Source organism: Methylobacillus draconifructus, from assembly GCF_045984355.1.
Taxonomy (GTDB): Bacteria; Pseudomonadota; Gammaproteobacteria; order Burkholderiales; family Methylophilaceae; genus Methylobacillus; species Methylobacillus flagellatus_A.
On the sequence record NZ_JBJQII010000001.1, the window covers coordinates 750,742 to 771,570 of the forward strand.

A 20,829-nucleotide genomic window follows, 5' to 3' on the forward strand; every position below is an offset into this window, starting at 1 on the left:
CAGCCTTTGTTCCTGCCAGCTCTCGCATGCAGGCATAGGGCAATTTCACTGACAGGCAGGTTCGAACCTGCTTGCTTATTCCTTTTGTGCCAATGCTCCCACCCAAGGCAGCGGATTGGGGGATACCACGTAGGTGACTCCGCCGATATCCGACTTGAAAACAAACCCGTAGCTGAACACCGTGGCATCGGGAAGCCAAAATACCACCGGCTCTTGACGGTTGATGCCGTCATAGCCATAGGCGATCGCGGCATCGCGCGCAAAGCGGTACGCCGCGAGGAATGCTTCCACTGTCGGCTGGTCTGCCACCAAGCCGTCGATTTCTGCCTCAGCCCAGTTGCCGCCCAGCAGGCGCGCAGTTTCGTTCACGGTCTTGAGGTAATGCCAGCCGTGGTCGATCGGGGCGATTTTGTAGACACTCCATTGGTTTTCCATCCTGGATGCTCCTAAGCGCGGTTGTTGCTGAAAATATCCAGCGTATTAACGGTTTTTGCCTGTGTTCATTTGGTCCGATCTGCCATTGATGAAATAATACATGCTGTTGTTATCCGTTTCATACTGTATCAGACCGATGTAATCCATTGATTCAGCAATAATTTAACCGGGATTTCCACGCCCATGAGTCGTGTATGGCTGAACCATTCTGCGCATGAAGGGTGCGATTGCGCAGCAAACAGGAGCATATGATGTCGAATGCAGTATCCAGAGGGCTGAACCCTGCCCAGATCAAGACCAATGTATTGAGCGGCCTGACCGTGGCACTGGCGATGGTGCCGGAGACGATCGCGTTTGCCTTTGTGGCGCACGTCTCGCCATTAACCGGTTTGTATGCCGCGGTCATCGTCTCGTTCATTACCGCCGCCTTTGGCGGGCGTCCCGGCATGATTTCCGGCGCGGCGGGTTCGCTGGCGGTGGTGATGACGGCCCTGGTGGTGCAGCACGGGGTGGAATACCTGTTTGCGACCGTGGTGCTCATGGGGGTGCTGCAAATATTGTTCGCGGCGGCGAAGATGGGCAAGTACATCCGCATGGTGCCGTATCCGGTGATGCTCGGCTTCGTGAATGGCCTGGCCATGGTGATCTTCTTCGCCCAGTTCAACCATTTCAAGGTGGCGTCGGAAGACGGCAGCATGCAATGGATGAGCGGGCCGTTGCTCTACACCATGCTGGCACTGGTAGCGCTGACGATGCTGGTGATTTACCTGCTGCCGCGGCTGACCAAGATCGTGCCTTCCGCATTGGCCGCGATTGTAGCGGTGTCGGCAGCGGTCGCGGCGATGGGGCTGGAAACCAAGACTGTGGGAGACTTGGGCTCGATTGCGGGAGGGTTGCCCAGCTTGCATGTGCCGCAAGTGCCGTTCAACCTGGAAACCCTGAAGATCGTCTTCCCTTATTCCCTGATCCTGGCCGCAATCGGGCTGATCGAGACCTTGCTTACGCTCAACCTGATCGACGAGATGACCAATACGCGCGGCCAGCCCAACCGCGAATCCATGGCGCAAGGCGCGGCCAACGTGGTGACCGGGTTCTTTGGCGGCATGGGCGGCTGCGCCATGATAGGGCAGAGCATGATCAACATGAACGCGGGCGGCCTGAAGCGCCTGTCCGGCATTGCCATGTCGGCCTTCCTGCTGTCGTTCATCCTGTTTGCTTCGCACTGGATCGAGATGATCCCGCTGGCGGCATTGATCGGGGTGATTTTCGTCATGGCGATCAAGACTTTCGAGTGGGGCAGCTTCCGGCTGTTCGGCAGAGTGCCCAAGGCGGATATCTTCGTCGGCATCCTGGTGGCGCTCATCACGGTGGTTAGCGACCTGGCGGTGGCGGTGCTGGTCGGCGTGATCGTCTCGGCGCTGGTGTTTGCCTGGGAGCATGCCAAGGAAATCTCGGCCAGCGCCTATGTCGACGAGGCCGGGCGCAAGGTCTACATGCTCAAGGGCAGCGTGTTCTTTGCCTCGATTGCCAACTTCCAGGCCCTATTCAACCCGCAGGACGACCCGGCGCAGGTCGTAGTGGATTTCAAGCAGGCCAAGGTGGTGGACCACTCGGCGCTGGCCGCGATCGATGCCTTGGCCGAGCGTTACGCCCAGCAGGGCAAGCAGCTATCGCTCAAGCACCTGAGCCCGGATTGCCGGGCCCTGCTCGGCCGTGCGCGCGACCTGGTCGAGGTCAACCTACTCGAAGACCCGAATTATCCGGTAGCGGACGACAAGCTGGGATAGCGTTTCCAGGTGGCTTGCGCTAATACCTTTGCAAGGCTACTTCACGCTGAAACGGTACTGGTTGCGCCCCATGGATTTGCCATCTTGCCCGGTGATCTCGGCCTTGAGCTCATATTGCCCTTTCTCCAGTACCGGCAGCGGGTAGTCGCGCAGCTTGTGGCCGGAATCAGGCAGCATTTCCAGCGGCAGTTTGAGCGTATCCAATTGCTTGCCATCCCGATACAAGGTTACCGTATAGCTGGCGTGCTCGAAGCCGCGCCAGGTGTCGTTGATCGCCCATAGGCCGACCTGGGGCGACGCGCCAGCCTCGTACTCGTCCTGCTTCCATTCCAGGCTAGGCAGCACGGGTTGGTAGGCGGTGCGCAATGCTTCGTAGCCTGCCTTGGGGTCGCGCCAGTAATCGACGATGCCCCAGTTGATGGAAGGCCAGTTTTCCACGAACATGAACTGGAATACCGCAGAGACCGGGTTGTAGCGCTGGCGGCGGTAGTTTTCCACCGCGAACTGGATCAAGCGCGCCTGGTAATGCTGGCTGTTGGCGATGAATTCCTCGATATTGCGGCCTTGTTTCACCCCGGCGAACTCGAACGTCTCCTTGCGCTGGAAGTTGTGATATTCCCACTCGCGCCATTTGGCTTCAGTGTCGGGCCAGAGCAGGTCCTTGCTGAACATGCGTTTCAGGCCCTTGAGGTTGGGCAGCGCCTGGGCGCCGAATTCCGTGCTCCAGGGCGTGGGCGCGGGGCGCGAGAAAGCGAGCCAATGGTCGAAGTACCAGCCCATCCATTCATGCTCCTTGGTGGCCGACTCCTTGCGCACCACGCGCAACGTATCCAGCTTGCTTACGTCTGCATAGAGCAATTCATCCAGCTTGCGGTTGATGTCGGGTTGGTAATCGGGATATTTCTGCGCCATCCAGGGCGAATCCCACGGCGGCTCGTTGTGCATGGTCCAGGAAATGATGGATGGGTGCCGCTGCAGGGACTGCACCATGTCTTTCGCCTGGCTGCGCGCCTCTATGACAAAGGCCGGGTCGTCGCTATAGCCCCACAACAACGGGAAATCCTGCGTGACCAATATGCCCATGCGGTCGCATAGTTCGTAGAAATCCTTTCCGGTGACATGCGCGTGCACGCGCACGGCGTTGATATGGGCCGCCTGCATCATTTCCAGGTCCTGCCGGTAGCGCGTCGGCGTCATCTCGGCCAGCCATTGGCTGGCGATATAGTTGGTGCCCCTGAGGAACATGCGGCGGCCGTTGACGAACCATTGCAGGTTGTCATCCGCTTTGACTTCCCGCACGCCGAACACCTGTTGCTGCCGGTCCAGCAGCTTGCCCGATCGGTCCTTGATGCTGAGTTCCAGCTTGTACAGATTGGCTTTGCCATGCTCGTAGGGCCACCACAGGGCGGGATTGTCCAAGGGGAAGCTGAGGTCTAGGCGGTTGTTCCCTGTTTTCAAGATTTGCTGCTGCGAAAAATGCACTGCCGGCCCATTGAAGTTTTCCGGGCTGATGCTGGCTTCCACAGTCACGGGTGTTTCATGTGAAACATGTTGGCGGATCACGGCTTCCGTCTTGATCTCCCAATGCTGGGGTTTTGCTTGCGTTGCCTGCTTGCGGGGGGTGGCTTGCAATTGGCGCACTGCGGCCTGGTCGGCAAACTGCAATTCGACTGGCGCCCAGATGCCGCCGGTGTTCTTTTCCTGCCCGCGCTCGGACCAAGCGCCGCCGGGCCGGGTATCGTGATGGCTGAAAATGCCTTTCACCAGACGTTTGTGCAAGGACCAATCCTCGGGTTTTTCCAAGGGGCTGTTCACCAACACGCGCAACTGGTTATCTCCAGGCTTCACCAGGCCGGTGACATCGAACTCGAATGCCTGGAAGTAGCCGGTATGATGCCCCAGGTAGCGGCCGTTCAGCCATACGTCGGCGGCATAGTCCACGCCGTTGAATACCAGGTGGGCCACCCGGGAGGCATTCTGCGCGTTCAGCTTGAACTGGGTCTGATACCAGGCAAAACCGCTGATGTTATGGCCTTGCCGATACCAATTGTCCGGGACGTTGATCTTCTTCCAGCCGAGCGCGGGCGCCTGCAGTTGAGGCGTGACATTGCCTGGATCGGCGACAGGCTGGAATTGCCAGCTGCCATTCAGGGATTGGTTGGATTCTTGCGCATGTGACGGCAAGGCATTGAGCGTGAGGCACAGCATCGGCAGCGTGAGCAGGCGAGAAAGATGGCGCATGGCGGGATTTCACAAAAAACAAGCCGGGCATGCCCGGCTTGGGGTCAGACTTCTACGGTTTTCGGCTTTTTATGATTGAGGTAATAGTGTGTCAGCTTCTTCGCGACGTAGCCTGCGATCAGGGTCTTGAGTAGTAGTTTCATGAACAACCTCCTAACGTGGATGTGAATGATGCTAATGACGGGGCGTCGTTACTCGCTGAGTGCCTTGGTCGACTTGGCCGCGCCAGGCACCGGTAGCCGCGCCGCGTGATTCGATGAATCCCTTGAAGCGTTCCAGATCGCCTGTCACGCGGTGGCTGAGCACCCCGATGGCGTCACCGGCGTTTTCCAGCAAGCCTTCCGGGTCGTAATCCATTTGCAGCATAATGCGCGAAGTCGAATCGTCGATGTGGTGAAAAGTCACGACGCCGGCATTACGCGCGCCGGAGATACTGTGCCAAGCGATGCGCTTGCCGGGAATCTGCTCTGTGATTTCCGCATCCCATTCCTTGCGTTGCCCGGCAATTTCAGCCTTCCAGTGCAAATGGGTGTCGTCCAACTGGGTAACTTCGATAATGCCTTCCATGAATAATGGAAAATCCTCAAATTGCGTCCATTGGTCATAGGCCACTTGGTCTGGTACGTTCACTTGTATGGATTTTTCGATCACTGGCATGACGCCCTCCTATCAATATGGATGGTTTCCAGGCTAAACAGTTCCGCTGAAATCGGCTTTCCTCAGCAGATATCCTGAGGCTCAGTGTAACGATAGCGCCGATTCGCGTGCATAGTCCGGGTTCCGATAAGGCTGTCAGAGAAAGTGAATACACACAGATTCAAGGCCGGATTGTCACCGCGACCAGCCGCATGACGATCGGTCGCACCATTAACACGCATACAAAAGCCACTGGCATGGCCAATTCGTAGGATTTCACCACCCTTTCAAGATAGCCTGGGCCAAGGCCGCTGTTGGCTCCCACGATGACCAGGCACATCAGCATGGCCATGATGCTGGACATGAAAAACGCGAATGCGACAGGGGTATATCGCTTGGGCAGGCCGAGGTTGAAGTTGGATAAGCGACGCATAATTTGTTGTTCCAATGGATGTCATTGGCGCCACTGTATCCAGGTTGTTCGTAAGCCAGTAGTAGCAAAACCCTAAATTTATTTTCAAGTTAAACTTACGAATTAATCGCAATATACAAAAAGGCGGTCTTGTGGATAACCTGAAAGGCATCAGCAGCTTCGTCAAGGCGGTGGAAGAGGGCAGTATTGCCGCCGGGGCCAGAAGGCTGGGAATTTCAGCCGCTGCCGCCAGCCAGAACATTGCCCGGCTGGAACAGCAGCTGGGTACGCGATTGCTGGCCAGGACCACACGCAGCCTCGCCTTGACCGAAAGCGGCCAGCTTTATTACCAGCGTGTGCAATCGGTGATCGAGGAGCTCGCGCATGCCCAGGCGGAGCTGCACGAGCTTGCCGGCGAGCCGCGCGGCAAGTTGCGTATCGCCTGTTCCGCCGCTTTCGGGCGCAACGTGCTGGCTCCCATAGTGGCAGCGTTTGCGATCCGCTATCCCAGGCTCAAGGTGGAGCTGGTGCTGGCGGACCATTACGTCGACCATATCCGCGAGGAGATCGACCTCAGCATCCGGTTCTCCCAGCAATTGGAGCCGGGCCTGGTGGCGCGGCGGATCGCACGGGTGCCGTTGCGCTTCTGCGCCTCCCCGGCATATCTCGCCCAGCACGGCGTCCCGCAAGACCCGGACGAGCTGGTTCATCACCAATGCCTGGTGCTGCGCGTGCCCCTGGACGGGCGTTTGCTGGGGTGGAGGTTTGCCAGGGATGGCCTGAGCTTCGAGGCCAAGCTTAACGATACCCTGGTTTGCAACGATATCGATTCCCTGGCGGTCATGGCGGCGGCCGGTGCCGGGATTGCGCGCATTGGAGCGTTTGTTGCCGACCGCCTGATTGCGCAGGGCCGCTTGGTGCCCTTGTTCGAACCGGGCGGCGAAAAAGCGCCCGCCGTCGAGATCGAGCCCCTGGATTTCTATGCCTGCTACCGCGATCGCCAGGCCGCTGCCGGCAAGCTCAGGCTGCTGATCGACTTCCTCGTGGCCCATATTCCGGCGCAATGGCAGGCCTGACCGTCTCAGCATCGAGCAGTTTCAGCCGAACAGGCTGGCCTGTTCCGGCGGGTCCGGTTCGATTTCGTCTGCGCGCACCAGGTTGCTGACCTTCACGCCCAGCAAACGGAAACGCTGGTCCAGCGATACGCGCTTCAGGCAGGCGCCCGCAGCGCGGCGGATGGCGGCGGCGTCGTTGACGGGAGCGGGCAGGGTAAGGTCGCGGGTGGCGGTGCGGAAATCCTGGTACTTGATCTTGATGCCCACCGTGTGGCCGAGATAGCCTTTGTGTTGCAGGTCGCCGGCGACGCGCTCGCACAGCGAGGTAAAGGCTGTGCCGAGCAGGCGCTTGTCGTGTTGGGCGTGCATGTCGCGCTCGAAGGTGGTTTCACGGCTCATGGACTTGGGCGTCGAGGTGGTGACCACGGGCCTGTCGTCCTCTCCCCGGGCCACGCGCATCAGCCAGTGCGAATAGCTCTGGCCGAAGTTTTCCTGCAGCTGGGCGAGGTCGGCCGACGCCAGGTCGGCGATGGTGTGGATGCCGAGCTTTTCCAGCTTGACCGCCGCCTTGGGGCCTATGCCGTTGATTTTCTTGGCGGGCAGCGGCCAGATTCGCTCGCGGAAAGCCCGGTCGTCGATGATGGTGAGCCCGTCGGGCTTGTCGAGGTCGGAAGCGATCTTGGCCAGCAGCTTGTTGGCCGCAATGCCGATCGAGCAGGAAAGGCCGGTGGCCTCAAACACGGCGTTCTTCAAGCGTTGGGCAAGGGCGGTGGTGTCTTCCTCGTGGGCGCTGAGGTCGAGATAAATTTCGTCGATGCCGCGGTTCTCGATCTGCGGCGCAATGGCGGCGACTGCGGCCTTGAACAGCCTGGAATAATGGCGGTAGGACTCGAAATCAGCGGGCAGCAGGATGGCGTCCGGCGCCAGTTGCGCGGATTTCATCAGGCCCATGGCAGAAAACACGCCGAAGGCCCTGGCCTCATAGGTCGAGGTGGTCACCACGCCGCGTCCGTTGTATTCGCGCAAGCGGAAGAATTGGATGCTGCCGTCGGCCAACTGCCTTGGCTGGTAAGCCGAGCGGCCGCCTACCACCACGGCTTGCCCGCGCAGTTCCGGATAGCGCAGCAGTTCCACCCCGGCAAAGAACATGTCCATGTCGAGATGGGCGATACGGCGGTCGGGGAAGCGGGGGTCTTTCATCTGGGCGCTATGCTAGCAATGATTGTGCAGGTCTGCATCAAATCCTGGATTTTTGTTTAGCGTAATATTTTTTCAAAATAAGCTGGTATTCATCAGGGTTTTTAGTTAGAATTCGCACCCTCTAGAAACGTTATGTTTCATGTCCCCATCGTCTAGAGGCCTAGGACATCGCCCTTTCACGGCGGTAACCGGGGTTCGAATCCCCGTGGGGACGCCAATTCCAATAAAAGCAGACCTTGAGCGTCTGCTTTTATTTTGCCTGTTACATCGGATCAACTGATTGATTTCAATATGTTTGTTGGCGTGAAAGAATTCAGGTTGGCGGATGAAGAGCATGGGCTCTCGTTTCCCGCATTGGCGATGTATCCCACGCGGCAGGTTCCTGTCAGTCATGCGTTTGGCCCTTATGTCATGGATGTCGGCCCGGATGCTCCCGTGGCCCCCGGGCAATATCCCTTGATCCTGGTCTCGCACGGCAGCGGCGGCTCCCACCTGTTGTACCGGACCATCACCGCCCATCTTGCGCAGCACGGGTATGTCGTGGCGATGATCGAGCATCCCGGCAACAACCGGGTCGACAATCAATTCATGGGCAAGGTGGAAAACCTGCAATACCGCCCGCGCCACCTCAAGCTCGCCGCCGACGCGCTCTACCGGGATGCCTTCCTCGGCTCGCACCTGCAGGCGGGCCAGCTCGGCGTCATCGGGCATTCCATGGGCGGCTATGCCGCTTTGGCGTTGGCCGGAGGGACGCCATGGTATCCACCTGAAGCGTTCAAGCCGGATTATCACGGGCCCGAACCCGCGATTGTCGAAGTGGAGCACGACGACAGGGTCAAGGCGCTGGTGTTGTTGGCGCCTGCCACGGTATGGTTCGCGCCAGAGCATGCGCTCGAAGGCGTCAACGTGCCTATTCTCATGCTCAGCGCCGAGCATGACCCCTACACCCCAGCGTGGCACAACGACATTGTGCTGAAGGGCGTGCGCGATCCAGCCAACATCACCAGCCGTTGCGTGAAGAACGCCGGGCATTTCTCTTTTCTCAGCCCATTTCCGCCCAAGATCAAGCAGGGAGGGGCGTTGCCGACTGTCGACCCTGAAGGGTTCGACCGGGAGCGGTTCCACGAGCAGCTCAAGCAGGAAATCCTGGCTTACCTCAATCTCAGGTTCAAGATGGCATGAACGCAAAAATGGGGCATCAGCCCCATTTTGGTTTCAATGCATTTGATTTCAACGCATCGACAGCTTAAGGAACGACGATATCGTCCTTGACGCCGGTCACGCCCTTGACGCTCTTAGCCAGCTTCACGGCATGCTCAGCTTCAGCCTTGCTCTTGGCTGTGCCGCTCAACTGCACCAGGCCGTCGCTATCGGTCTCAACCTTGATGTCCGTAGCGCTGACCAGCTTGTCCTTGGCGAAAGCAGCCTTCACCTTGGTGGTGACGACAGAGTCGCTCAGCTTGGTTTCAATGCTGTCGCCTTCAGCAGCGAAGCTGGCGACTGGCATCATCAGGGCACTGATCAGGACTAGGCTTTTCAAATTCGCTTTCATTTAAGACTCCTTTTTGGATTTAGTTATAGAGAACACGTATGCATTCTAGAAAGGTAGGCTGACAGCATTAATCGGCATGTCACTGAAAGAAATGTAGGAATGGGCTGACCGCCGCCATCAGAAGATTTTTTGTGAAGAACAGACAACAGGAAACCGGCTACAAAACGAGGATTGGGGGCGAAACGGACTGAAGATGGTGGGGGCGGTCTCAGGCCTGGGGGCAAGCAGCGCTTGCTGGCATTTGCCTGGGAGGCTTCGGCGCTCAAGGCGCCTTTTATCTGTGAAGCAACCCAGATTAGTTCGATAGGGGAGGGACGGACAGTCGCTAATCCTGACAAATGCCAGCGGCTTGCAAAACTTGATTGGGCTTAACCAAAAATGAAGCCCAGCGCAATCGGGCCAAACATGACGGTTACCAGCACCAGATTCAATAAGGCATGCATGATGGTTTCCTTTATGTAACTGAAATTGTGGAGCCACTATAACGTGTGCTCGACGCCAGCGTTATCTGAAAAACTCTGATATGCGTGTAGGACAAACGGAAATGGTTGAGCTAGAGCTGCTGGGGCTGGTTCTACGCCAGCTTCAGGCTCGTAAGGGTACGGCGCCGCACCGTGCGCAGCAATTCGGCGTCTTCTATGAGGGATTGCCCGTAGGACGGCAGCATCTCGCGCATGCGCTCTTGCCAGGAGGCGCTTTGCAATTGCTGGCCGAAGCAGCGCTGCAATACTTCCAGCATGGCCGGCACCGAGGTGGAGGCCCCGGGGGAAGCGCCCAGCAATGCCGCCATGCTGCCATCCCCGGCAGACACGATCTCGGTGCCGAACTCTAGCCTGCCGCCTTTCTGGTCGCATTCCTTGATGATCTGCACGCGCTGGCCCGCGGAGACAAGTGACCATTCACTTTCTTTTGCCTGGGGATAGAAATTCCTCAATGCCGCCACGCGCTGTTTATGGGTCTGGAACACTTCCCCGACCAGGTAGCGCGTCAGGTCCATATTGTGGCGTCCAGCCCCCAGCATGGATTTGAGGTTGCCTCGTTTGACCGAGCTGACCAGGTCAAGCAACGATCCTTGCTTGAGGAAGCGGGTGGTGAAGCCGGCAAACGGCCCGAACAGCAAGGCCGGCTTGCCGTTGATGATGCGGGTATCCAGGTGGGGCACCGACATTGGCGGCGCGCCGATGGGCGCCTTGCCATAGACCTTGGCGTGATGCCGGTTGATGACGTCCTGGTTGTGGCACACCAGCCATTGCCCGCTGACCGGGAAGCCGCCGTAGCCCTTGGCTTCCTTAACGGCGGATTTTTGCAGCAGGGGCAGGGTGGCGCCGCCGGCGCCCAGGAAGACGAATCCGGCACGGATGCCCAAAGGCTTGCCTTTGGACAAGTCGGCCGCCTTCACCTGCCAACGGCCCTGCTGTTGCTTGAGGCCGGTGACGGCATGGCGGGTGAGCAGCTTGAACCCAGGCGCTGACTGTAAATGCTGCACCAGTTGCCGGGTGAGGGAGCCGAAATCGACGTCGCTGCCATAGGCGACGCGGGTCGCCGCCACCGGAATATCCGCTTTTCGGGCCGCCATCACCAGCGGCATCCATTGCTGCAGCACGGCAGAGTCTTCGCTGTACTCCATATCGGCAAACAGGTGATGCGCGCTCAGCGCCCGGTGGCGCTTCTGCAGAAAGGCCACGTCCTTCTCGCCCCAGACGAAGCTGGCATGCGGCGTGGGATTGATGAAGCTGGCAGGCTCCCGCAGTATCCCTTGCTCCACCAGCCAGGCCCAGAATTGCAGGGACTCTTCAAAAGCCGCGTTGATTTTGAGCGCACGCGCGATGGAGACGCTGCCGTCCGCGTTCTGCGGCGTGTAGTTGAGTTCGCAATACCCGGCATGGCCGGTCCCAGCATTGTTCCAGCCGTCGCTGCTTTCGGTCGCCACTTCCGCCTGCTGTTCCACCAGCGTGATGCGCAGGTCCGGGTTGAGCTTGTGCAGCAGGGTGCCCAGGGTGGCGCTCATGATGCCGCCGCCAACCAGCAGGATATCGGTGTCTAGGGAAGTGGTCATGTCAGGCTAGGAATGTTTCGCTACTGTCGTCTTGGGTCGCCATGATATGCATAAGCCGCGCTTCTGTAAAACCCTGTTTCCATGTCAATAAACGTTTTCCAGCCAATGCATCAGTACCTGCACAACATAATCCTGCTCGTCGGCGCTCAACGCGCGCCCTGCGGGGATCAAGTGCCATTTCTGCAGGCAGCCCCGGCAACAGCATGCGGTGGCGTGTTGCGCCACGAATACCGGATGGCCGCGGTAAGGGGTTTGCTTGCCGTCGTTGGCAATCACGGCAGGGGCCAGCCGCTTGGCGATGAAGTCGCGCGCATGGTCATGGATCGCCGGCAGCCCTTTGGCGTGCAGATAGTTGCGGTCGTGCGCATTGAGCCTGAACGAACTGCGGAAGCGCGAGCGTCCCAGTGCGGCAAACAGTTCGTCCAGTTCACGCATGGGGTCAGCGCGGCTCGAAACGCAGGGATGCGGAATTGATACAGTAGCGCAGGCCGGTGGGCGGCGGGCCATCGGGGAACACATGCCCGAGGTGGGCGTCGCAGACATTGCAGATCACCTCGGTGCGCACCATGCCGTAAGACGTATCCGACTCCTCACGAATATTGTCCGGGTCGAGCGCCTCGAAATAGCTGGGCCAGCCGCAGCCGGCGTCAAACTTGGTATCCGAGGCGAACAGCGGCGTACCGCAGCATACGCAATAATAAATGCCATGCTCGAAATGAAAGGCATATTCCCCCGTGCCGGCGCGCTCGGTGGCGGCATGGCGCGTGACTTCATATTGCATCGGGGTGAGTTGCTCGCGCCATTCGGCGTCTGTCTTCAAGACCTTGGCCATTACTTCCTCCTCATGTTTGATGAGTTATATCGTGGTTCAAAACCAGTACAATGCTGGATTTAGTCAGTAAGGAAACTGCAGTGACGCAACACGGCAAAGCCATCAGCATCCAGGGAGTGAACGCCATCCTGCTCGATATCGATTACGGCGAATCGCGGGAAAATGACGCTGCAACCCCCTATTTTAATATCAGATTCGATATTGAGTTGCGCCAGCGGCAATATTCACTGGCCTATAGCAAGCCCGTGGGCAGCGACGACCATTTCGGCGTCTCGGGCGACGATTACGAGCCTTTGTTGCAGGCGCTGGAACCCGATCCGGCTTTGACCGCGCAACGACAATATAGTGTCATGACGGAACAGGCTTTGCACGAAGCGCTGTTGCCGATTGCAGAGTCGGTTTACGAGGATTTTGAGTACCATTCCCCGGACCAGGATGAAGAGTGAACCCCTGGGTAAGGTCGCGATCGAGGCGTGCGATTTCGCCGGCCACGATATGCGATCGCTATTGCAAGCGCTGGAACATGAGCTTTTCCAGATATACCCTGGCATGCCCAACCCTGCAGTGCTGCAGCCATCCCTGGCGCTGATTGCGCGCGGCGAAGCCCAGCCCTTGGGTTGTGTCGCCTTGGTGCCATCGGCGGCAGATGAGGCAGAAATCAAGCGCCTGTTCGTTACGCCATCCGCACGCGGCCATGGCCTGGCGAAGCGTTTGCTGGCGGACCTCGAGCGCCGGGCATGGCAGCAGGGAGTCAAGCGCCTGCTGGTCGAGACAGGGAATCTGCAGGCACCTGCCATCTCGCTTTACCAAGGCCTGGGCTACCGGCCCATTGCGCCTTTCGGGCCTTATATCGGCAACCCGGTCAGTTGTTGCTTCGAGAAGGCGCTACCCCGTTGACCAATAAAAAACGCCAGCATCGGCTGGCGTTTTATTGGTCCATCGAACAATGCAACCGCTTAGTTCAATGCGTCCTTCAGTGCCTTGCCAGCCTTGAAGCTAGGGGCCTTGCGGGCAGCAATCTTGATTTCCTTACCGGTTTGAGGATTGCGGCCAGTGCGGGCAGCACGCTCGGAAACGCCAAAAGTACCGAAGCCGATCAGTGTTACTGTATCGCCACCCTTCAGGGCTGCAGTTACGGATGCAGTGAATGCATCAACAGCTTTACCAGCAGCAGCCTTGGAGATTCCCGCTTCCTTGGCGATTTCTTCGATCAGTTCTGTCTTGTTCATATGTGTCCAGTCCTTGTGTTATTGGGTTATCAAGCTAGTTTTGGTAAGGCTGATACTTCGCCTCGTTACCAGGTTAAGTAGTAACAGGGGAGAAAATATCACAACCTGTGCTCAATGAAACCCCTTTTGGCGCGGAATCCAGCAAATTTTTCTATTTAAAGCCCGGTGTGACGCCGTTTGGAGACATTTTTGGACGATTTTCGGGCTTTACAGAGTATTGGTTCCCACCAAGCCGAGGATGCCGATAATGATCAAGTAGAGCGCCACGATGTAGTTGAGCAGGCGCGGAATGACGAGAATCAGGATGCCGGCAATCAGGGAAACAAGCGGGGCCAGGCTGAGATGGAAATCCATGATGATCCTTTACCAATTGACCAGACACGGCACAAGAAAAAGGGAGCCAAGACTCCCAGTGAAAATTACGCCTTGCTCAGGTAGGATTTGGCAATGCGCTTGACGACATAAGTCAGTACTGCGGCTTTGATCAGGAATTTCATGACGTTGCTCCTTCAATATTGAGCCTCCAGCATAGAGCTCAACAATAATGCACGGCATCGGGTCGAGGCTGATCTTTATGTAGGACAATGCCAGACAAACCCGGATATTGGAGATTGATGCGAGGGATGTCCGGCTGATATGATGAGAATAATTCTCAATTTTCATCATCATGACCATTTCCGACCCCTCCCAGGCAGGCTTGTACCGCTCTATACCCACCACCACGGCTGGCTGTTCCAGTTTCTCCGCCGCAAGCTGGGGGATGCCGAGCAGGCGGCAGACCTGGCGCAGGACACCTTCATCCGCTTGCTCAATGCCGATCAGCGGGCCGAGATACGCGAGCCAAGGGCCTACCTGAGCACCATTGCGCGCGGGCTGGTGGCGGATATGTTCCGCCGCCGTGCGCTGGAGCAGGCTTATCTCGACGCCCTCGAAGCACGGCCGGAACCGTTGGCGGTTTTTCCCGAACAGCGCCTGCTGGTGCTGGAAACCCTGGTTGCAGTCGACCGCATGCTGGATGGCCTGGGGCCGCGCACCCGCGCCATCTTCCTCATGGCGCAGCTGGAAGGCGCAAGCTATGTCGCCATTGCCGAACGTCAGCAAGTCTCCGTTACCACCATCAAGAAACATATGGTGCGCGCCATGACGCACTGCCTGGCGTTGCTGGACGATTGAGCATGAGCGTTGCCGCTAAGCCGGGCCATGCCGTCTTGCAAGCTGCTGCCGAGTGGTATGTTCAGCTGCAGGCGGAACAACCCACCGCCCAGCAATTGCAGCGTTTCGAGGCTTGGCTGCATGCCGATGCCAGCCATCGCAGAGCATGGGCCAGGGTACAGAAGCTGGAACAGCAGTTTGGCCTGTTGCCTGTCGATGTCGCATTGCCTGCGCTGCGCGGTGCCCGTGCCAAGCGCCGTGCCGTGCTCAAGGTCATGGCCCTGCTTGCGCTGACCAGCCCAGCCGGATGGCTAGCCAATGAGCAATTGCCCTGGCGCGCCATGGTGGCGGAATACACTACCGCCACCGGCGAACGCAGACAGGTGGCCCTGGCGGACGGCGGCAACGTGCTCCTCAACACGGCGACAGCGCTGGATGTGGAATACGACGAGCAGCAACGCCTGCTGCGCCTGCACAATGGCGAAATCCTCGTTGAAACCGCACCTGACTCCCTCCAGCGGCCTTTCCTGGTGCAAACCCGGCATGGCCTGGTGCAGGCGCTGGGGACCAAGTTCAGCGTGCGGGTCGCAAGTGATGCGACCCAGGTATCCGTGCTGCAACATGCAGTCGAGATTAGCCCAGCTCAAGGGCGGTCTGTGCTCCGGCTGCAAGCAGGCGAGCAAACCAGTTTCAATGCCGAGCAAACAGGCAGCGTCCAACCGCTCTTGCCATATCACGACGCCTGGACGCACGGCATGCTCATGGCCGTCAACCATCCATTGGGAGAATTCATCGCCGAACTGGCAAGATACCGCCCTGGCATCCTGCGCTGCGACCCTGCCATTGCTCATTTGCGCGTTTCCGGCGCTTTCCGCTTGGCGGATACTGATGAAGCCCTTAAAAACCTTGTGGCGGCATTGCCAATACAATTGGTTTACCGCACCCGGTACTGGGTCACGCTGTCGCCCTTATCCTGAACGCAGTAAGAAATTTCAAAAAAAGGGGTTGCTGTTTCTGATTCTCATTCGGCTTAACAGATGAAGCGCTGTTTTCAGCGCTAATCCAACCATCAAGAACGAAAGGGAATCACCATGCAGCAGCGTAACAAGCGCTCGCCTCATTCGCAACAAGGGGAGTCATTCAGGGTTAAGCCAGCGGCGCAGGCCATTGCCCGGGCCGTATTCGGCATTTCAATCCTGGCGGCATCGGCGCATGTCGCCATGCCAAGCCGGGCGCTCGCAGCGGAAGCCGCGCTTGCTCGCCAATACCAGATTCCGGCAGGCCCGCTCGGCACTGCGCTCAGCGAATTCGCCGCCGCCGCAGGCGTCACGCTCTCGTTCGATCCAGCCCAGGTGGCAGGGCTGCAATCGCCCGGTTTGCAAGGCAATGCCACTATCAAGCAAGGGTTTGACCAAATTACAGTGGGGAGTGGTTATGAAGTCGTGGCGCAAAGCGAGACCAGCTACCTGTTGCGCCAGATTCCGGTGCAGAAATTCGCGCCTTGGGATGCTGCCGTTTCGGTGCTGCCTGAATTGGCGGTGAGTGTCTCTGGCAAAGCGCCAGGCTCGATGACTGAGGGTACAGGCTCTTACACCACTTATTCCACCAGCAGTTCGACACGACTTAATTTGACGCCGCAGGAAACGCCGCAATCCGTCACCGTGATGACGCGCCAGCGCATGGACGACCAGAGGCTTGATACCCTGATTGATGTGCTCGATGCGACACCGGGCATTATTGTTCAACAAGGCTCAATTGGCCAGGATGGCCCCAATATCTATGCACGCGGTTCACGCTTGAGCAACTTCCAGATCGACGGCGTACCGACCGCCTCCGGCATGAGTCCGTTTCTTGCTAATACGGCCGCTTACGACCGCGTGGAAGTGGTACGCGGCGCCACTGGTATCATGAATGGCCTTGGCACCCCTGCGGCCACGGTCAACCTGATCCGCAAGCGCCCGACTGCCGATACGCAGCGCACGCTGACCGCACAGGCCGGCAGTTGGGATCGGTATGGCGCCGGGATTGACGTATCCGGCGCAATAAATGAAAGCGGCACGGCGCGCGTGCGTCTGGTGGGCGATTACAGGGAACAGGGCGCATGGGTGGATCGTTTCCGCCAGAAAAGCCTTGCGCTCTATGGCATCGGCGAATTCGACCTGAGCGATAACACGTTGCTTACCATCGGCCTGAATCATTTGCGGCAAGATACGGATTCTGCCATCTACGCGCGACCGCTTTTCTTTAGTAACGGTCAGCGCATCTCGTGGTCGCGTTCCGATAACTCCACCCAGAAATGGCGCTATTACGAGCATGACATGGATGGCATTTTCGCCTCGCTGGAACACCGCTTTAGCTCTGGATGGGTCGGCAAGGTGGAATATAGCCATACGCGCTATGAATATGATGGTTTGCTCGCCACCATGCTTGGTGCGGTTGACCAAGCCACCGGCGCAGGCGTGACGGTGCGCCCAAACCGTTGGAAAAGTGAACTTAGGCAGGATAATGTCGATGCGTATGTTTCCGGCATGTTTCCACTATTCGACCGCGATCACGAGTTGATTGCCGGGTTTACGCTGTTGAGGCTCAAGTCGGATGGTCTGGCCTACACTCTGGATGCTGGCTATCCTACTTCGACTACTATTCATGAGTGGGAGAATGCACCGGCTCCGAGGTTTGACACGACAGGCGGCAACAAAGGTGACGAGCGTAACAACAGCGCATTCGTCAATGCCCGTTTCACGCTTACGGACGACACCAGCCTGCTGCTCGGCGGACGTACGACACGTTGGTCGCGGGATATTGACGAAACCAGCGTTCTATGGGGTGATTACTCCACCCGTGATCGCCGTAACACCTTTGTCCCGTATGCAGGCATCGTGCATGCGCTGAACAGCACCTGGTCTGTCTATGCCAGCTATACCAAGATCTTTCGTCCGCAGGATTCCTGGCTCAACGAGTTCATTCCCTCGTCGTTGAAACCGGAGGAAGGAGTCGGCTACGAGGCAGGCGTCAAGGCCGGGTTCCATGGCGGCCGTCTGACGGCCAGCCTGTCGGTGTTTCGCAACGATGTGGACAACTTGGCTGTCTGGAACAACGACGCGTTCACATACGACCTGCTGGGCAACACTCGTACCCGTGGCGTTGAGATGGAGTTAAGCGGCGCGCTGGCAACCAACTGGCAGCTCTCGGCTGGTTATGCTTATGCAACTACCGAAGATGGTGATGGCGAGCGTGTGCTCACCTATGTTCCCCGCCAGACAATGAAGCTGTTCACCAGCTATCGTCTGCCCGGTGCATGGGAGAAACTCACATTGGGCGGTGGCGTCCATTGGCAGAATGCCATTACCAGCGGGAGCGACTTCAATTATGCGCAGGATAGCGTCGCCCTAGTCAATCTGATGGCGCGCTACCAGATTGACCGGAATCTATCTTTTTCCCTCAACCTGAACAATGCGCTGGATAAAGAATACTATTCAACAATAGCCAGTAACTCCGGTGCTTTCGGCGCGCCGCGCAATTTCATGGCTTCGCTGAAATACACTTTCTAACGACTCTTCCAATATCGCCAACAGATGCCGGGGGCTATCCGGCATCTCATTGGTATTGTGCGAAGTATCATTCTTTCTGAACCTATCTGTTGCCCTGTGTACTAACAGGCTGTTCCCAACCTCATCCATTGGTCGCCGATCCTTGCTGCGCAAGGCTGTTGGCGCTTTTGCATTGGTGGGGAGGAATATGTCGAAGTGGCCGGCCAAGTCCCGGCCGCACGTGTTTTACAAGCAGGAAGGAAAGTAATGAGAGAAGATTGGAGCAATTTGGTGGCTTGGCTACAAGGTCATCAGGAAATATTCAGTGTGGTATGCGTTGCATTGCTGTTGACGGGCGCATGGGTTGCCAACTGGATTGTCAAGCATATCCTGGTGCGGGGATTGCATAAGATATTGCGCTCTGCCTCCGTGGGGCAGGCGATTGCCAGAAGTCGCGTGGTGGCGCGACTGTCGAATATTGTGCCGGCATTGATCATTTCGGTGGGCATTGCCTGGATTCCTGGTTTGCCCGAGGCGCTGGTGACGGTGGTACGTAACGTCGCGCATGGTTTTATCGTGCTGACTATCGGTCTGGCGATTGCCGGGGCGCTGGATGTGGTCAACGATGTCTGGCAACAGCGCCCTGATGCACACCGCAAGCCGATCAAGGGCTATGTGCAGGTGGTGAAGCTGGTCATTTATATTCTGGCGGCGATTCTGGTGGTAGCGACCTTGATGGATCGTTCTCCCGTGATTCTGTTGTCTGGTATTGGTGCCATGGCGGCGGTGCTGATGTTGATTTTTCAGGATACTTTGCTGTCGCTGGTGGCGAGTGTGCAGATCAGTTCCAACGACATCATCCGTGTCGGCGACTGGGTGGAGATGCCGCAACTCAATGCCGATGGTGATGTGATCGACATTGCCCTGCACACCGTCAAGGTGCAGAACTGGGACAAGACGATCACGACGATCCCGACCAAGCGTTTCATCACGGATTCGTTCAAGAACTGGCGCGGCATGTTCGAGTCTGGTGGACGCCGCATCAAGCGCAGTATTTTCATCGACCAGAACAGCATTCATTTCCTGACGAACGAAGAGCTGGCGCATTTGCAGCAATTCAGCTTGCTGGACGATTACCTGAAGAAGAAGCAGGATGAGCTGGATGAGTGGAACAAGGCATTGGGTGAGAAGGGAAAGCAACCGATCAATACCCGCCGCGTGACCAACATCGGGACTTTCCGTGCATATGTGGAGCAATATCTCAAGCATAATCCCAGGGTGCACCAAGGCATGACGATGGTGGTACGCCAGCAGAACCTTTCTGCGGAGGGCATTCCTCTGGAAATCTGGTGCTTTACCAATACGACCGCCTGGGTGCAGTACGAAGCGATCCAGTCGGATATTTTCGACCATTTATTGGCAATCCTGCCCGAGTTCGGCTTGCGTGTATTCCAGAACCCGAGCGGGGCGGATTTCCAGGCGCTGCGCCAGACGAGTGTGCAGTAAATCGTGTCATCGATGATGTAAGTAATGAGCGCCTGATGTTTCAGGCGCTTTTTTCTTCCAGCCTTCCGCGGTAGACGGCGGCAATCAAATCGGTCTGGGTCACGATGCCGGCCAGCCGGCGTTCGTGATCCAGGACTGGTACATGGTGAATGCCAGACTCTGATAGCAGCGGTACAAGCTGCACGATGTGCGTTTCCATATCGGCCGTCAGCACCTTGCTGGTCATGATCTGGCCAACCACTTCGGGCTGGTCGGTTTCCACCAGGAAAGTGCGGCGCACGAATTTCCTGAGCTTCTCCTCGAAGTCGGGATAGGCGTCGAGGTTGGCATGCTTGAGGAAGTCGAAGCGCGTGACGATGCCGATCACGCGGCGGGCGCGATCCACCACGGGCAGGGCCTTGATGTGGTGGTCGAGCAATAGCGGCCAGGCTTCTTCCAGCAAGGTGCCGTATTCCACGCTGATCACATCGCGCGACATGATGTCGCCGCAGGTGATTTCCCCGAAGCGGCGTTTATACGCCTGCATCTCGGTCTGCAGGAACAGGTTTTCCAAGTCGTCCCTGGCGATATCCAGCACCTGGTTGTATTCCTCGAGTACGGCATCGAGGTCGGCGCTCGAGAACCCTACCCTGTGTGCCGGGCTCAAGTCCTGGGTTTTATGGAGGTTGGGCTCGGTTCTGGCCTGGTGCGGATAGCGCCGCTTCGTGGCATTGTTGTAGGCCAGCGCCACCAACAGCAGCAGGCCTGAATTGATGGCGACGAGCAGCAGGAAATAAGTGCTGTGCTCCAACGCCAGCGGGCCCGACAACACGGCGGTCAATGCCACGGCGCCGCCCGGCGGGTGCAGGCATCTCAATGCGAACATCAGGCCGATGGCAAGCGCCACGGCGACGGCGGCCGCGACGGGAATGCTGGCAATCCAGTGCAGGCTGGCGATGCCCACCAGTGCGGAAGCCAGGTTGCCACCCATGATGGACCATGGCTGGGCCAGCGGGCTGGCTGGCACCGCATACAGCAACACCGCTGACGCGCCCAACGGTGCAATCAGGAACGGCAGGCTTTCTGCCCCTAGCAGCCAGGCGCTCAGGAAACCGCTCACCAGGATGCCGAGCAGGGCACCCAGGCAGGCACGCAATTTTTCTTGGTGGTTTACCGGGCTTTGTTGCGGTTTCAAGCCCTTGAGCCAGTTTAATACGGCGGACACAA

General features: G+C 58.0%; 21 protein-coding genes and 1 tRNA gene. 10 read left to right on the forward strand and 12 right to left on the reverse strand.

The genetic code is table 11. The annotated features are described in order from the left end of the window. Window positions 1-75: 75 nt before the first annotated feature. Entirely contained in the window at window positions 76-435 is a 360-nt protein-coding gene (locus ACJSDX_RS03430) for a glycosyltransferase family protein (RefSeq protein WP_407993494.1), read from the reverse strand. A gap of 248 nt (window positions 436-683) precedes the next feature. Here ACJSDX_RS03430 and ACJSDX_RS03435 point away from each other — a divergent pair, with 248 nt between their 5' ends. Next, window positions 684-2,222, forward strand: coding sequence for a SulP family inorganic anion transporter (locus ACJSDX_RS03435; RefSeq protein WP_510355928.1), 1,539 nt, complete (start codon window positions 684-686; stop codon window positions 2,220-2,222). A gap of 36 nt (window positions 2,223-2,258) precedes the next feature. On the opposite strand, the gene ACJSDX_RS03440 is transcribed toward ACJSDX_RS03435, so the two are convergent. From ACJSDX_RS03440 to ACJSDX_RS03450, 3 genes are all read right to left on the reverse strand, one after another. Then, complete coding sequence (locus ACJSDX_RS03440; RefSeq protein ID WP_407993495.1) at window positions 2,259-4,463, reverse strand: glycoside hydrolase family 2 protein; 2,205 nt, start codon at window positions 4,461-4,463, stop codon at window positions 2,259-2,261. Between the two features lie 174 nt (window positions 4,464-4,637). After that, complete coding sequence (locus tag ACJSDX_RS03445; protein WP_407993496.1) at window positions 4,638-5,120, reverse strand: SRPBCC family protein; 483 nt, start codon at window positions 5,118-5,120, stop codon at window positions 4,638-4,640. A 160-nt stretch (window positions 5,121-5,280) separates the two neighbouring features. Then, entirely contained in the window at window positions 5,281-5,532 is a 252-nt protein-coding gene (locus ACJSDX_RS03450) for a DUF2798 domain-containing protein (RefSeq protein WP_407993497.1), read from the reverse strand. A gap of 131 nt (window positions 5,533-5,663) precedes the next feature. On the opposite strand from ACJSDX_RS03450, the gene ACJSDX_RS03455 reads away from it, so the two are divergent. Then, the gene (locus ACJSDX_RS03455) at window positions 5,664-6,587 is read left to right on the forward strand and encodes a LysR family transcriptional regulator (RefSeq protein WP_407993498.1); all 924 of its coding nucleotides are present in this window, start codon (window positions 5,664-5,666) and stop codon (window positions 6,585-6,587) included. Window positions 6,588-6,608: 21 nt separating this feature from the next. Here the strand turns inward: ACJSDX_RS03455 and dinB are convergent, their stop codons facing one another. Then, the gene (gene dinB / locus ACJSDX_RS03460; RefSeq protein WP_407993499.1) at window positions 6,609-7,766 is read right to left on the reverse strand and encodes a DNA polymerase IV; all 1,158 of its coding nucleotides are present in this window, start codon (window positions 7,764-7,766) and stop codon (window positions 6,609-6,611) included. A 141-nt stretch (window positions 7,767-7,907) separates the two neighbouring features. On the opposite strand from dinB, the gene ACJSDX_RS03465 reads away from it, so the two are divergent. Both ACJSDX_RS03465 and ACJSDX_RS03470 read left to right on the forward strand, forming a co-directional pair. Beyond that, window positions 7,908-7,983: transfer RNA gene (locus tag ACJSDX_RS03465), tRNA-Glu, on the forward strand. Window positions 7,984-8,069: 86 nt separating this feature from the next. Beyond that, the gene (locus ACJSDX_RS03470) at window positions 8,070-8,948 is read left to right on the forward strand and encodes an alpha/beta hydrolase family protein (RefSeq protein WP_407993500.1); all 879 of its coding nucleotides are present in this window, start codon (window positions 8,070-8,072) and stop codon (window positions 8,946-8,948) included. Between the two features lie 64 nt (window positions 8,949-9,012). On the opposite strand, the gene ACJSDX_RS03475 is transcribed toward ACJSDX_RS03470, so the two are convergent. From ACJSDX_RS03475 to msrB, 4 genes are all read right to left on the reverse strand, one after another. Continuing rightward, entirely contained in the window at window positions 9,013-9,318 is a 306-nt protein-coding gene (locus ACJSDX_RS03475; RefSeq protein WP_309565999.1) for a BON domain-containing protein, read from the reverse strand. A gap of 574 nt (window positions 9,319-9,892) precedes the next feature. Beyond that, a complete protein-coding gene (mqo, locus tag ACJSDX_RS03480; RefSeq protein WP_407993501.1) occupies window positions 9,893-11,374 on the reverse strand; it encodes a malate dehydrogenase (quinone) in 1,482 nt (493 codons plus the stop codon). Between the two features lie 84 nt (window positions 11,375-11,458). Continuing rightward, on the reverse strand, window positions 11,459-11,809 hold the full coding sequence (locus ACJSDX_RS03485) for a DUF4186 domain-containing protein (protein ID WP_407993502.1): 351 nt from the start codon (window positions 11,807-11,809) through the stop codon (window positions 11,459-11,461). Window positions 11,810-11,813: 4 nt separating this feature from the next. Further along, window positions 11,814-12,206 carry a peptide-methionine (R)-S-oxide reductase MsrB gene (gene msrB, locus ACJSDX_RS03490; protein WP_309566002.1) on the reverse strand — a complete coding sequence of 131 codons (393 nt, stop codon included), beginning with the start codon at window positions 12,204-12,206 and terminating at the stop codon, window positions 11,814-11,816. Window positions 12,207-12,286: 80 nt separating this feature from the next. Here msrB and ACJSDX_RS03495 point away from each other — a divergent pair, with 80 nt between their 5' ends. Next, window positions 12,287-12,652 carry a hypothetical protein gene (locus ACJSDX_RS03495; protein ID WP_309566003.1) on the forward strand — a complete coding sequence of 122 codons (366 nt, stop codon included), beginning with the start codon at window positions 12,287-12,289 and terminating at the stop codon, window positions 12,650-12,652. Continuing rightward, a complete protein-coding gene (locus ACJSDX_RS03500) occupies window positions 12,642-13,103 on the forward strand; it encodes a GNAT family N-acetyltransferase (RefSeq protein ID WP_407993503.1) in 462 nt (153 codons plus the stop codon). Before ACJSDX_RS03495 ends, ACJSDX_RS03500 begins: the two co-directional genes overlap by 11 nt. A 59-nt stretch (window positions 13,104-13,162) precedes the next feature. Here ACJSDX_RS03500 and ACJSDX_RS03505 read toward each other — a convergent pair whose 3' ends face one another. Continuing rightward, on the reverse strand, window positions 13,163-13,435 hold the full coding sequence (locus tag ACJSDX_RS03505; RefSeq protein WP_230342959.1) for an HU family DNA-binding protein: 273 nt from the start codon (window positions 13,433-13,435) through the stop codon (window positions 13,163-13,165). Between the two features lie 207 nt (window positions 13,436-13,642). Beyond that, the gene (locus tag ACJSDX_RS03510) at window positions 13,643-13,789 is read right to left on the reverse strand and encodes a DUF3096 domain-containing protein (RefSeq protein ID WP_309566005.1); all 147 of its coding nucleotides are present in this window, start codon (window positions 13,787-13,789) and stop codon (window positions 13,643-13,645) included. Window positions 13,790-14,071: 282 nt separating this feature from the next. Between ACJSDX_RS03510 and ACJSDX_RS03515 the strand changes: the two genes are divergently transcribed. The 4 genes from ACJSDX_RS03515 (at window position 14,072) to ACJSDX_RS03530 (ending at window position 19,623) form a co-directional block, all read left to right on the forward strand. Continuing rightward, window positions 14,072-14,608 carry a sigma-70 family RNA polymerase sigma factor gene (locus ACJSDX_RS03515; protein WP_407993504.1) on the forward strand — a complete coding sequence of 179 codons (537 nt, stop codon included), beginning with the start codon at window positions 14,072-14,074 and terminating at the stop codon, window positions 14,606-14,608. Window positions 14,609-14,610: 2 nt separating this feature from the next. Beyond that, window positions 14,611-15,564, forward strand: coding sequence for a FecR domain-containing protein (locus ACJSDX_RS03520; RefSeq protein ID WP_407993505.1), 954 nt, complete (start codon window positions 14,611-14,613; stop codon window positions 15,562-15,564). Between the two features lie 114 nt (window positions 15,565-15,678). Then, window positions 15,679-18,138 (forward strand): TonB-dependent siderophore receptor, encoded by a 2,460-nt coding sequence (locus ACJSDX_RS03525; protein ID WP_407993506.1) that lies wholly within the window; start codon window positions 15,679-15,681, stop codon window positions 18,136-18,138. A 246-nt stretch (window positions 18,139-18,384) separates the two neighbouring features. Next, window positions 18,385-19,623, forward strand: coding sequence for a mechanosensitive ion channel family protein (locus tag ACJSDX_RS03530; protein WP_407993507.1), 1,239 nt, complete (start codon window positions 18,385-18,387; stop codon window positions 19,621-19,623). A gap of 40 nt (window positions 19,624-19,663) precedes the next feature. Here the strand turns inward: ACJSDX_RS03530 and ACJSDX_RS03535 are convergent, their stop codons facing one another. Further along, window positions 19,664-20,827 carry an HPP family protein gene (locus ACJSDX_RS03535; RefSeq protein WP_407993508.1) on the reverse strand — a complete coding sequence of 388 codons (1,164 nt, stop codon included), beginning with the start codon at window positions 20,825-20,827 and terminating at the stop codon, window positions 19,664-19,666. Window positions 20,828-20,829 lie beyond the last annotated feature (2 nt).